Source organism: Pseudolysinimonas yzui, from assembly GCF_014653215.1.
Taxonomy (GTDB): Bacteria; Actinomycetota; Actinomycetes; order Actinomycetales; family Microbacteriaceae; genus Pseudolysinimonas_A; species Pseudolysinimonas_A yzui.
The window spans coordinates 151,504-163,282 of sequence record NZ_BNAI01000005.1 but is presented as its reverse complement, the minus strand read 5'-3'; the positions used below and the strand labels follow the sequence as shown (position 1 = coordinate 163,282).

The window sequence follows — 11,779 nt, the reverse complement described above, 5'->3', positions numbered from 1 at the left end:
GACCGGCCTCAGCCAGCCTCGCGTTACGGTGGACCACGAAAAGGCCTTCCTTCGAGTGACGTTAGACACCACTCAGAATGGAGGCCTTTTCCCTACCTCCGTGTCACCAACGGTGCGACCGGGTACAGCTAGAGGTTGCGTTCGGCATAGACGCGCATCGCATCCCGCACGAACGCCGCCCCGGCCTCGCCGCCGTAGTTCTTCGCGAACCGCGGGTCGGCGACGTACATCTCGCCGAGCCCGGTGAAGTACTCCTTCGTCGGGCCGCCGTGACCACCGCCCGGGGTTCCCGGGATGCCGCGCAACCAGTGGAACTGCCGCTGCGCGAGGGCCTGCGCCTCGTCGCTCGCCGGGTCGACGTCACGCTGTGCGGCCTCGATCCAGTCGGCTCCGAGCCGCGACGCCGTCTCGAAGAACGCCGACTTCTCGTCGGCGCTGAGCTTGCGCCACCACTGGTCGGACTTCGCGTACGCGTCCTTTCCCCAGCGCTCCTCCACCTCCTCCTTGTACTGCGTGTGGTCGAAGCCGTCGAACATGTTCTCTGCCATGGGTTTCTCACCTCCCTTCAAGGTGTCGATCGTGGACTCGACGCTGGCGATCTGCCGGTCGAGCCGACGCTGCTCCTCGCGGAGCCACGTCAGATGGAGCGTCAACGCGTGCACCTCGTCACGCTCGCCGGCCAGGCTCTCTCTATTGAAGAGGGCGGCGATCGCCGGGATGCCGAGGCCGAGCTCGCGCAGCAACAGAACGCGTTGCAGGCGCACGAGGGCGTCGGCGTCGTAGTACCGATACCCGTTGGCGCCCACCCGGCTCGGCGGCACGAGGCCCGTGTCGTCGTAGTGACGCAACGTGCGGCTCGTGGTGCCGGCCAGCTTGGCGATCTCCTGGATGCTCCACTCCATGCGTTCGACCGTAGAACTTGACGCAGCGTCAATGTCAACCTCCGATGCTTGCGAACTCGGCACACGCGATATATCGTGACTTTCCGACACGCGATATATCGCGAGAGAGGATGGGGCGATGTCCCAGCAGAAGTGGCTCCTGGACGGACCCAAGACGATCGAAGTCGATGGCATCCGCAAGCTGAAGGTCGGCCTCGTCGCCGGCCATATCGACGTCATCGCGCACGACGAGCCGGTCACGCGCATCGAGGTGCACAGCGTCAGCGGCAAAGACCTGCGCATCACCGCCGACGGCGAGACCCTCGACATCGACCACGCGCAGCTCTCCTGGGAGAACTGGCTCGACGTCTTCCGCAACTTCCGGCCCGGTGCGGCCCGCGCCGACGTCAGCATCCTGGTTCCCCGCGATGTCGCCCTGAAGCTCGGGGTCGTCAGCGCGACCGCCCTGGTGAGCGGCCTCCACGCCGACGCCGACCTCAGCACCGTGAGCGGCGACCTCGCGACCGACGGCATCTCGGGCGACCTGCAACTGAACTCGGTGAGCGGCGAGCTCAGCGCCCGCAATCACTACGGAAAGATCGTGGCGCACACCGTGAGCGGCGACATCACCGCCACCGGCGCGGTGCTCGCGTTCTCGAGCGACGGCGTGAGCGGCAACGTCTTCCTCGACCTCGCCGACACCCCCGACCTGGTCAAGATCAACTCGGTGAGCGGCACCGTCACCGCACGGCTCGAGGCCGACGTGCCCACCTCGTACGCGATCAACACGGTGAGCGGTCGGTTGCAGCTCGACGACGCCGCCCTGCGGGTGCGCGGCAAGTTCACCGGCAAGGTCGGCGTGCTCGAAGGCCGCTGGACCGACTTCCGCGCGAACACCGTGAGCGGCGACATCAGCGTCATGCACGTCGCCCGCGCCGACGCCGCCGCGCCCGCCGAGACGCCCACGTCGTGAGCCCGCCCGTCTTCGCCCACGGCCACCTGCGCCTGTACCTCCTGCGGTTGCTCGTCGACCGCCCGATGCACGGGTACGAGATCATCCAGGCGCTCGCCGACCAGTCGGGCGGCACCTACCAGCCGAGCGCGGGCACCATCTACCCGCGCCTCGGCAAGCTCGAGGAGGAGGGCCTGGTCACCAAGGAGGCCGACGGCCGCAAGACGGTCTACGCCATCACCGAGGCCGGCCGTGCCGAACTCGTCGCGCGCGAGCCGGAACTCGACGGCATCGAGACGGAGTTCACCGACTCCGTGCGTCGGCTCGCCGACGAGGTGCGCGCCTCCGTCAACGACGCGATGCGCACCCTGCGGGCCGACCTCGCCGCGGCGGCGCGGGAGGCGCGGTCGGAGGCGGTGGGCGTCGCGCGCGAAGCCACCCGTAGCGCCACCGACGACCCGCGGGTCGCGTCGCGGCTTCGGCTGCACGAGGCGGAGGCCGCGGTCACCGACTTCCGCGGTGACGTGCGCGACGAGCTGCGTTCCGCCGCCGCGTCGGGCATCCTCACCGCCGAGACGGTGACGCTGCTCACCGACGGGCTGAACGACCTGCGGCGCCGGCTGGTGCAACAACTTCGGGGCTGACCAGCACTCCGTCAGCCGACGAAGCCGAGCGGGATGTAGACATCCTGCACTCGGTCGTTCGCCGCGGTGTGGTCGTTGCGGGTGTAGAGGGCGCAGGCGACCTCGCTGCAGTCGACGTTCTCGTCGGCGGTCGGCGGAACCTCGATGTAGGCGGTGAAGGTTCCCGTGTCGCGGTCGTCGTAGGAACGGGCACCGAACAGCCGCCAGGCCCAGTCGTCGTTGATCCAGTTGCTCGGGGCGAACTGGATCGTTCCCTCCGCGACCTCGACCGCCTCCTGGTCGGGCACCCCACCGAGGCAGGGGCCGGGCTTCTGCGACGGGTCATCGGGGATCGCACAGATCGCGACATAGATTCCGCGCGCCGGGTCATAGCCCGTGCCGCTGACGACGAACCGGTCACCGGGAGCCAGCGCCGAGGTGTCGACGGTCGTGCCCGGTTCGACCGCGACGATCTGGATGCGACGCTCCCGCCCGTCATCGCCGGTCGCCGTCGCTTCGAGCGGCCACTCCTCGTCGGGCAGCACCTGGTTCGCGTCGCCCTGATCGACGTGCGTGAGGATCGGCACGATCACCATGCCGACGCCCGTGAAGACCAGGGCGAGCAGGGCGGCCACCAGCCACGGCCACCATCGTCGCCGCGCAGTCCTCACCCGCATGATCATAGGTGCGCGCCGTCGCTTGACACCGTCCCCCGTCGGAGTAGTGTGACCGCTCGTGCCCTCCCAGGAGCCTTCCGACGCCGGCCGACCGGCGTCACGCGGGAGCAGCCCGCTCGCCAAACGCCTGCTGATCGGCGAGCCGCTCCCGTCCGACAAGCTCGAGGGTCAGCTGCTGCCGAAGCACCTGGCGCTTCCGATCTTCGCGAGCGACCCGCTGTCGTCGGTCGCCTACGCCCCGCAAGAGCTGCTGATGATCCTGATGATCGGCGGATTCGGGTTCGTCGCGTATGGCCCCTGGGTGGCGCTTGCGGTCGTCGTGCTGCTGCTCGTGGTGGTGCTCTCGTACCGCCAGCTGATCAAGGCCTATCCGTCGGGCGGCGGCGACTACGAGGTCGCCCGCAAGAACCTCGGCGAGAAGGCGGGGCTCATCGTCGCCGCTGCGCTGCTCGTCGACTACGTGATGACGGTCGCGGTGTCGGTCGCATCGGGCGTCGACAACATCATCTCGGCCCTGCCGTTCCTCGACCCCTACCGGGTGTGGCTCGCGGTCGTAGCGGTCGTGATCCTCGCGGCCGTCAACCTGCGGGGGGTACGCGAGTCGAGCACCGCGTTCGCCATCCCGACCTACCTCTTCATCGGCTCGATCGCGGTGATGCTGATCACGGCGCTCGTGCGCGTCCTGCTCGGCGACGCGCCGATCGCCGAGAGCGTCGATCTGGAACTCGAGAGTGAGAGCCTCGCGCAGGCGGCCTTCATCCTGCTCATCCTGCGCTCGTTCGCGAGCGGCTGTGCCGCGCTGACCGGGGTGGAGGCGATCGCGAACGGCGTGCCGGCGTTCCGCCGCCCGAAGATCAAGAACGCCCAGGCCACCCTGATGATCATGGGCGGCATCGCGATCACCCTGTTCTCGGGCCTCGTCGCCGTCGCGATCGTCACCGGGGTGCGCTATCTCGACTGCACCGAGCAGGTGTACCGCGACGCGGCCGCCTGCACCACCGACCCGCAGCGCAGCCTCATCGCGCAGATCGCTTCCGCGACCTTCGGCGATTTCACCGTGCCGTTCTTCATCGTGCAGGGCGCGACCGCGGCGGTGCTGCTGCTCGCCGCCAACACCGCGTTCAACGGCTTCCCGCTGCTCGGTTCGGTGCTCGCCGCCGACAAGTACGCCCCGAAGTCGCTGTCGACGCGCGGCGACCGGCTCATCTTCAGCAACGGCGTGATCGCCCTGTCGATCACCGCCATCGCGATCCTGGTGGCGTTCCAGGCCGACCTGACCACGCTCATCCAGCTGTACATCATCGGGGTGTTCACGTCGTTCACGCTCGGGCAGACCGGAATGGTGCGGCACTGGATCCGGCTGCTGCGCCGCGGCGCGGACGGCCGGGGCGCGATCATCCGCAGCCTCTCGATCAACCTCGTCGGGGCGACGATGACACTCAGCGTGCTCATCGTGGTGACGATCACGAAGTTCACCCACGGCGCCTGGATCGTGTTCGTCGTCATGCCGATCCTGTGGTTCCTCATGCTCGGCGTGAACCGGTACTACCGCGACGTCGACCGGGAGATCGCCGTCGACGCCGACACCACCTTCGGCGCGTCGGGCGACCACGCGGTCGTGCTCGTCGGGCGGATGCAGAAGCCCACCCTGAAGGCGCTCGACTACGCCATCGCCGCCCGTCACGACAGCATCGAGGCGGTGCACGTGGCGATCGACGACGACGCGGCCGACAGGCTCGACCTGGAGTGGGCGTCGCAGAACATCAAGGTGCCGCTGCGCATCCTCGAATCGCCCTACCGTGACATCAGCGCTCCGCTGATCTCCTACCTGAAGTCCCGCCGCGCGACGCACGGCGCCGAGGTGATCACGGTGTATCTGCCGGAGTACATCGTCGGCCACTGGTGGGAGAACCTGCTGCACAACCACAAGGCCCGGCGGATGCGGCACAAGCTCATGCTCGTGCACGGGGTCGTCGTCGCCCTCGTTCCGTGGCTGCTCGACTCCTCCGACCTGCTCTACGGGCGCCGGTCGCGTCCGCTTCCCGGTCAGGACCGGCGCGGCGAACCGGTGCGACCGCGGCCGGTGAAGCGGGAGCAGATCAGAACCGCAGCGCCCCCGAAGCGCAAGCCGCGACCGTGACCTCGCTGCGCGCCGTACTCGCCGTGCTGGCCGGAGGCGCCGTCGGCACCGCACTGCGGCTGACGGTCGACCTGCTGCTGCCGCACGGCGGGGCCGCGTTCCCGATCGGCACCTTCCTGGTCAACCTCACCGGGTCGTTCGTGCTCGGAGCACTCGTCGCGCGGGTGTGGCCGGTGGCACCCGAGTGGCTGCGCGTGGGACTCGGCCCGGGGCTGCTCGGCTCGTTCACGACCTTCTCGGCGCTCGCCGTCTCGGCGGTCGAGCTGACCTCGGCGGGCGCGGGGGCCGAGGCCGTCGTCTACGTCGCCGCGTCGCTCGTCGGCGGCATCGCGGCGGCCGCCCTCGGCATCCGCCTGGGCGCTCCGACCGCGACCGCGCCCCCGCCGATCGGGGACGACGAATGACCCCGCTGCTCGCCCTGGCCATCGTCGTGGCCGGCGCGCTCGGGGCGGTCATCCGCTACCTCATCGGTCATGTCGGGCGGAAGGCGTCGTGGCCGTGGCCGGTGCTGCTGGTCAACGTCGTCGGGTCGCTGATCGCCGGCGTCGCCATCCACACCGATCTCGCCCTCGTCGTCGTGACCGGCTTCGCCGGCGGCCTCACGACCTTCAGCACGTTCAGCGTCGAAACCGTGCAGTTGGCCGGCACCGGCCGCTGGCGCGCCGCGGCGGCGAACGTCGCGGCGAACCTCGCGCTCGGTGTCGCCGCCGCGACAGCGGGCTGGCTGCTCGGGAGGATCCTGCTCGGCTAGTCCCGCGGTCATTGATCGACGGGAACGCCGGGTGTATGGTGCCGCGATGCGGTCGCAGGTTCTCGCTACACGCCCCCTTCAGCCGTTCCTCCATGACGCCGTCGTCGTGCTTCGCGCGCCGGCTCAAGCCTGGTCACGCCCCGACGGGTCGATGGGCAACGCACCGATCGACGGGATCGCGGTCTCCGATGTGCGTGTCGTCAGCGGCTTCCGGCTCACCGTCGCCGGCCTCCCGGGCGAACACGTCGGAACGCTCACCGACTCCGCGTCCCGCGTGCGTTTCCGGAGCGCCCACCGTTCCCTCGACGCGAAAGGCGCCGACCCCGACGTGCGCGGAACGCTGACCCGGGTGGCGCGCGCCGACGGGGTGCGCCACGAGTTCGAGCTGTCGACGCGCCTCACCCACGCGGTCGAGGTCGACATCGTCATCAAACTCGACACCGACCTCACCGAACTCCAGCGGATCAAGCACGGAATCGGCGAGCCGGCATCGCCCGTCGTCGAACTCGACGAGGAGTCGGCGCGCTGGGGCGACGGGGTCACGCGGGTCACCCTCGACGCGCCGGGCGCGATCATGACTCGCACCGCTACGGGAATCCAGATGCTCTGGCGGCTCGCGGTTCCCGCCCGGGGCGGCGCCCGCCTCGCCCTCGACCTCCGCGTCGTCGACCGCGCCGCCGTCGTCGGACCGGCCGGTGCCGACATCCCGTGGCATCCGCCGAAGCTCGACACCCGCGATTCGCGGCTCCGACGCTGGGTCGACCGCTCGCTGGATGATCTCGACGCCCTCCGTCTCACCGCGGGCGGCCCGGAGGAGTTCCTCGCCGCCGGCGGACCCTGGTACCTCACCCTCTTCGGCCGGGACGCGATCTGGGCGGCCCGCTTTCTGCTGCCGCTCGGCAGCCGCCTGCCGATCGACACGCTGCGCGTCCTCGCGCGTCGTCAGGGCACCGAGCACGACATCTCCCGAGCGGAGCAGCCCGGCAAGATCCTGCACGAGTTGCGTCGCGGGCAGGTGGTGATCCCCGAGGAGGGCGTCGCGCTTCCCCCGACCTACTACGGCACGGTCGACGCGACGCCGTTGTGGATCCTGCTGCTGGTCGAGGTCCGCGCCTCGGGGGTCGATCTCGTGCAATTGCGGGAGTTCCGTCCCGCCCTCGAGGCCGCGCTCGCCTGGATGCGCGATTTCGGCGATCGCGACGGCGACGGACTGCTGGAGTACTTCGACCCGACCGGTCACGGGCTGTCGAACCAGGGCTGGAAAGACAGCGCCGACGCCGTGCAGTGGCGTGACGGGCGACTGGCTCAGGGGCCGCTGGCGCTCTGCGAGGTGCAGGGCTACGCCTACGCGGCGGCGATGGGCGGAGCCGATCTGCTCGACGAGTTCGGCGGCGACGGAACCCCCTGGCGCGAGTGGGCGGCGGCCCTGGCGACGGCGTTCCGCGCCGGATTCTGGGTCGACGACCCCGACGGCGCGTTTCCCGCCGTCGCCCTCGACACCGACAAGCGGGCGGTGGACTCGCTGACCAGCAACATCGGGCATCTGCTCGGCACCGGCATCCTCTCCACCGACGAGGCCGCCCTCGTGCGGGATCGGCTGCGCTCCCCCGAGCTCTCCAGCGGTTTCGGCCTGCGGACTCTGGCGACGAGCGCCGACGGCTACTGGCCGCTGTCGTATCACGGCGGCTCGGTGTGGACCCACGACACGGCGATCGCGATCGTCGGGCTGGCCGCCGAAGGGTTCACCGAGGATGCCCGCGAACTCGCCCGGGGCCTGCTGCGCGCCGCGGAGACGTTCGAGTTCCGCATCCCGGAGCTGTACTCCGGCGACGGTCTGCCCGACGCGCCGACTCCCCTGCCCTACCCGGCCGCGTGCCGCCCCCAGGCCTGGAGCGCGGCGGCGTCGATCGCCGTTCTGCGCGTGTTCGACGGGGTCTCGACGAGCGCGCGGTAGATGCGGTCGTAGCCTCTCCCCATCACGGGCAGGTCGAACCGGGTTCGGGCCGACGCGCGGCACTCCGCGGGATCGAGCTGCCCGGCGCGCTCGATCGCGGCGGGGAGTTCGGCGAGATCGTCGACGACCCACCCGGTGCGCCCGTCCTCGACGATCTCGGGGACGCTGCCGCGACGGGTCGCCACCACGGGCGTGCCGCTCGCCAGCGCCTCGATCATGACCATGCCGAACGGCTCGTCCCATTGGATCGGGAACACCAGGCAACGAGCCCCCGCGAACAATTCGCGCTTGAGCCGCGCATCCGCCTCACCGAGGTACTCGGCGTCCCGGGCGAGCTTCGGGCGCACGGCCTTGTCGAAGTACTCGTGTTCATCGCGTTCGTTGAGCTTCCCGGCGAGAACGATCCGCCGACCGGCGGCGCGCGCCGCATCGATCGCGAGATGGGCGCCCTTGTCGGGGTGGAACCGCCCGATCCACAGGACGTAGTCGTCCTTGTCGGCCCGGTAGGGGAAGGAGTCGACGTCGACCGCGTTGTGCACGGTGCCCGCCCAGTTGAGGGTCGGCGCCAGCAGACGCTGGGAGTCGGAGATCGCCACGAGGTCGACGGCCGTTCCCAGGCGACGGAAGTAGTCGCCGTTGTCGCCGGTGACCGGGCCGTGCATCGTCACCACGGTCGGGATGGTGCGTGCGACGGCGAGAAGCGGGCCGGCGAGCGAGTGGTCGTGGATGATGTCGAAGTCGTCGGAGGTCAGAACCCGGGCGGCCTCCGCGGCGATGATGACCTCCGGCATCGTGCTGTGACCGAGAAGGCGCGACGGCGGCTTCTCGTAGACCGTGACCTGGCGCTGGGCCTTCGTCTTCGCCGGCCCGCTGGCGATGAGCGTCACCTGGTGCCCGAACGCGACGAGCTGGTCGACGAGGGCCGCCACGACCGCCTCGGTGCCGCCGTAACCCGTCGGCGGGAGTTCGAACCAGGGCGGTGCCACGACTCCGATGCGCAACGGGCTGCCGCCGGCGGGCGTGGACGAGGGGTCGCGTGGCGACGACTCGATGATCGTCATGCTCTTCCCTCCGGTCCGGCTGCGGTGCTCCAGGGATAGCAAGGGGGTGCCGGCGGAACAAGAGCCTTTCGTCCCGCGCCGCGAGGTGCCTCAGAAGCCGGGCGTGCGCCGCCGCTCGTCGGCGAGGGTGCTGAGCGTCGCGACGACCTGGCGGGCGATGGCCCGGCCGGCGCGGTTCGCGCCGATCGTGGATGCCGTGGGTCCGTAGCCGGCGAAGAACAGGCGGGGGTTCTTCCACGAGACGTTCTTGCCGACGACGATGCCCCCCGACTTCTCCCGCAGCTTCAGCGGAGCGAGGTGCCGCAGCTCCGGGCGGAAACCGGTCGACCAGATGATCGCGTCGGCGGGCCGGAACGCGCCGTTCGACCAGCGCACGCCATCCGGTTCGATGCTGGAGAACATCGGGCGCGCGACCAGCAGCCCGCGGTCGATGGCGGCCTGGATGCGGCGACTGCGCGGCACCCCGGTGGTGCTGACGATGCTCGGCAGCACCCGGCCCTCGCGCGCGGCTTCATCCTGCAGAGCGACGGCCGAGACGCCGCCCTCGATGTTGAGGTCCTGCCCCTCGAGGAACTCGATCGGCCGGCGGGCGACCCAGGTGAGGGAGGCGGCGACCTCCTCGAGTTCCATGAGGAATCCGATCGCACTCGTGCCGCCGCCGACGACGACGACGTTCTGGTCGCGGAACTCCTCGGCATCCTTGTACTCGGCCGTGTGCAGGTGGCGGCCGCGGAACTCCTTCATGCCGGGGTAGTACGGCACGAACGGCGCTCCCCAGGTGCCGGTCGCGTTGACCAGCACATGACACGAGACCTCGCGCTGCCCGTACGAGCCCTCGAAGTCGACGACGAACCCCTCGGCGGTCATCTCGACGCGGGTCACGTCCGCGGGACGCACGACCTGCAGTCCGTAGTGCTCCTCGTAGCGCGCGTAGTAGTCGGCGACGACATCCTTCGCGGGGAGCGACTTGTCGGCGGTGTCGAAACTCACGCCGAGTTCATCCATCCCGGGGAGGTCGTGCACCTTGTGCGCGTAGCCGAGCCGGAGGGCCTCCCAGCGGAACTGCCAGGCCCCGCCGGTTCCCGGGCCGCGATCGAGCATGACGAACTCGTTGCCCGGGTCGAGGCCGAGACGCCGCAGGTAGTAGGCCACCGAGAGCCCCGCCTGCCCCGCGCCGACGACCACGACCGAGGTGTCGATGTCGCTCTCGGTCACCCGGTCAACGTTACCTGCCGCTTGCGGCGGCCCCGACGGGTGAGGAAGCCTTGCGTGATAGACTTCGCGACAGTCTTTTTCCCAATTCGCAACCTGAGATCGAGGGGGTCACGCATGGGGCGCGGCCGTCAGAAGGCGAAGCACACCAAGGTGGCGCGGGACCTTAAGTACTTCAGTCCTGACACGAACTACACCGCTCTGCAACAGGAGCTCGGTGGCAACCCCCGCCTCGAGGAAGACCTCGAGAAGTGGGCCGACTACATCGTCGACGAGGTCGACACCGACGACGACGAGCTCGACGAGCCGGAGTCCAAGACCGCCTGACGCGGTGCTCCGCGGTGGTCGAGTGGCGCCGCAGGCGCGTGTCGAGACCCTAGCCGGCGTACGCGCCGACGAGGCGTACGGCGCCGCCGTCGACGCCTTTCGCCCCCTGCACGAACCCGTCGAGCTCGCGTGCGCCGACGGTGACGCGGCCGACCACCCACGCGGGCAGGCCCGCCGCGGTGAGGGCGTGCGTCACGGCGGATGCGGCATCCTGCGCCACCACGGCGAGGAAGCCGACGCCGAGGTTCCAGGTGCCCTCGGTGTCTTCGAGCGAGAGCCCACCCCAGTCGGCGAGGATGCGGAAGACCGGCTGCGGGCTCCAGGTCGAGCGGTCGACCTCGACCCAGGCTCCCGGCGGCACGACGCGGGCGAGGTTCGCGGCGATGCCGCCTCCGGTGACGTGCGACAGCGCGTGCACGGCGTGGGGCATCTCGTCGATCACGCGCAGCAGCGGTGAGGTGTACAGCCGGGTCGGCTCCAGAAGCGCCGTGCCGACGGGTCCGCCGAACTCGGAAGCGTCGTCGGTGAACGCGAGCTTCCGCTCGGCGAGGATGTGCCGCACCAGCGAGAAGCCGTTGCTGTGCAGTCCGCTCGACGAGATCGCCACCACCACGTCACCGTGCTGCACCTTCTCGGGGCCGAGCACGGCATCCGCTTCGACCACGCCGACCGCGGCGCCGGCGACGTCGTAGTCGTGCTCGCCGAGCAGTCCGGGGTGCTCGGCTGTCTCGCCGCCGACGAGCGCCGTGCCGGTCGCCGCGCACGCGTTCGCGATGCCCGTGACGATCGCGGCGATGCGCTCGGGCACGACCTTGCCGCAGGCGATGTAGTCGGTCATGAACAGCGGCTTCGCGCCGACCACGACGATGTCGTCGACGACCATGCCGACGAGGTCTTGGCCGATCGTGTCGTGCACGTCGAGGGCCTGGGCGATCGCGACCTTCGTGCCCACGCCATCCGTGCTGGTGGCCAGCAGCGGGCGCGTGAACGACAGCAGCGCCGAGGCGTCGAACAGCCCGGCGAAGCCGCCGACGCCGCCGAGCACGTCGGAGGTGTGGGTTCGGCTCACCGCCGCCTTCATCAACTCGACTGCGAGGTCGCCCGCCGCGGTGTCGACGCCGGCATCCGCATAGGGGTCGGTCGAGGTGGTGGCCACGGATTCAGGGTATCGGGATGCGCGACGGCCTTGAGCCCGCCGACA

General features: G+C 70.2%; 12 protein-coding genes. 7 read left to right on the top strand and 5 right to left on the bottom strand.

Annotated elements, in window-relative coordinates; all coding sequences use genetic code 11:
- Positions 1–128: 128 nt before the first annotated feature.
- Complete coding sequence (locus IE173_RS12320) at positions 129–902, bottom strand: MerR family transcriptional regulator (RefSeq protein ID WP_191283793.1); 774 nt, start codon at positions 900–902, stop codon at positions 129–131.
- Between the two features lie 118 nt (positions 903–1,020).
- Between IE173_RS12320 and IE173_RS12315 the strand changes: the two genes are divergently transcribed.
- Both IE173_RS12315 and IE173_RS12310 read left to right on the top strand, forming a co-directional pair.
- Positions 1,021–1,854: a DUF4097 family beta strand repeat-containing protein gene (locus tag IE173_RS12315; protein WP_191283792.1), complete on the top strand. Its 834-nt coding sequence runs from the start codon at positions 1,021–1,023 to the stop codon at positions 1,852–1,854.
- Positions 1,851–2,477: a PadR family transcriptional regulator gene (locus IE173_RS12310; protein ID WP_229842079.1), complete on the top strand. Its 627-nt coding sequence runs from the start codon at positions 1,851–1,853 to the stop codon at positions 2,475–2,477. Before IE173_RS12315 ends, IE173_RS12310 begins: the two co-directional genes overlap by 4 nt.
- A gap of 11 nt (positions 2,478–2,488) precedes the next feature.
- Here the strand turns inward: IE173_RS12310 and IE173_RS12305 are convergent, their stop codons facing one another.
- A complete protein-coding gene (locus IE173_RS12305; protein WP_229842078.1) occupies positions 2,489–3,127 on the bottom strand; it encodes a hypothetical protein in 639 nt (212 codons plus the stop codon).
- Between the two features lie 136 nt (positions 3,128–3,263).
- Here IE173_RS12305 and IE173_RS12300 point away from each other — a divergent pair, with 136 nt between their 5' ends.
- From IE173_RS12300 to IE173_RS12285, 4 genes are read left to right on the top strand one after another with little or no spacing between them, the layout of a single operon-like run.
- Entirely contained in the window at positions 3,264–5,273 is a 2,010-nt protein-coding gene (locus IE173_RS12300) for an APC family permease (RefSeq protein ID WP_191283804.1), read from the top strand.
- Positions 5,270–5,677 carry a fluoride efflux transporter FluC gene (locus IE173_RS12295; protein ID WP_191283790.1) on the top strand — a complete coding sequence of 136 codons (408 nt, stop codon included), beginning with the start codon at positions 5,270–5,272 and terminating at the stop codon, positions 5,675–5,677. The genes IE173_RS12300 and IE173_RS12295 overlap by 4 nt, the downstream gene beginning before the upstream one ends.
- Positions 5,674–6,024: a fluoride efflux transporter FluC gene (locus IE173_RS12290; RefSeq protein WP_191283789.1), complete on the top strand. Its 351-nt coding sequence runs from the start codon at positions 5,674–5,676 to the stop codon at positions 6,022–6,024. Before IE173_RS12295 ends, IE173_RS12290 begins: the two co-directional genes overlap by 4 nt.
- A gap of 46 nt (positions 6,025–6,070) precedes the next feature.
- Positions 6,071–7,978, top strand: a complete 1,908-nt coding sequence (locus IE173_RS12285) for an amylo-alpha-1,6-glucosidase (RefSeq protein ID WP_191283788.1) — start codon at positions 6,071–6,073, stop codon at positions 7,976–7,978.
- Here IE173_RS12285 and IE173_RS12280 read toward each other — a convergent pair.
- Together IE173_RS12280 and IE173_RS12275 are read right to left on the bottom strand one after the other, a co-directional pair.
- A complete protein-coding gene (locus IE173_RS12280; protein WP_191283787.1) occupies positions 7,885–9,039 on the bottom strand; it encodes a glycosyltransferase family 4 protein in 1,155 nt (384 codons plus the stop codon). The two genes, IE173_RS12285 and IE173_RS12280, sit on opposite strands and share 94 nt — an antisense overlap.
- Before the next feature lie 90 nt (positions 9,040–9,129).
- Complete coding sequence (locus IE173_RS12275) at positions 9,130–10,254, bottom strand: NAD(P)-binding domain-containing protein (RefSeq protein ID WP_191283786.1); 1,125 nt, start codon at positions 10,252–10,254, stop codon at positions 9,130–9,132.
- A gap of 114 nt (positions 10,255–10,368) precedes the next feature.
- Here IE173_RS12275 and IE173_RS12270 point away from each other — a divergent pair, with 114 nt between their 5' ends.
- On the top strand, positions 10,369–10,578 hold the full coding sequence (locus tag IE173_RS12270; protein ID WP_191283785.1) for a DUF3073 domain-containing protein: 210 nt from the start codon (positions 10,369–10,371) through the stop codon (positions 10,576–10,578).
- Between the two features lie 49 nt (positions 10,579–10,627).
- Here IE173_RS12270 and purM read toward each other — a convergent pair whose 3' ends face one another.
- Complete coding sequence (purM, locus tag IE173_RS12265; RefSeq protein ID WP_191283784.1) at positions 10,628–11,734, bottom strand: phosphoribosylformylglycinamidine cyclo-ligase; 1,107 nt, start codon at positions 11,732–11,734, stop codon at positions 10,628–10,630.
- Positions 11,735–11,779 lie beyond the last annotated feature (45 nt).

Bases quoted from the DNA above. Each gene is read 5' to 3' on its own strand.
- IE173_RS12315 (WP_191283792.1), top strand. From the start codon at position 1,021: ATGTCCCAGCAGAAGTGGCTCCTGGACGGACCCAAGACGATCGAAGTC.
- IE173_RS12270 (WP_191283785.1), top strand. From the start codon at position 10,369: ATGGGGCGCGGCCGTCAGAAGGCGAAGCACACCAAGGTGGCGCGGGAC.
- IE173_RS12285 (WP_191283788.1), top strand. From the start codon at position 6,071: ATGCGGTCGCAGGTTCTCGCTACACGCCCCCTTCAGCCGTTCCTCCAT.
- IE173_RS12280 (WP_191283787.1), bottom strand. From the start codon at position 9,039: ATGACGATCATCGAGTCGTCGCCACGCGACCCCTCGTCCACGCCCGCC.
- IE173_RS12290 (WP_191283789.1), top strand. From the start codon at position 5,674: ATGACCCCGCTGCTCGCCCTGGCCATCGTCGTGGCCGGCGCGCTCGGG.
- IE173_RS12320 (WP_191283793.1), bottom strand. From the start codon at position 902: ATGGAGTGGAGCATCCAGGAGATCGCCAAGCTGGCCGGCACCACGAGC.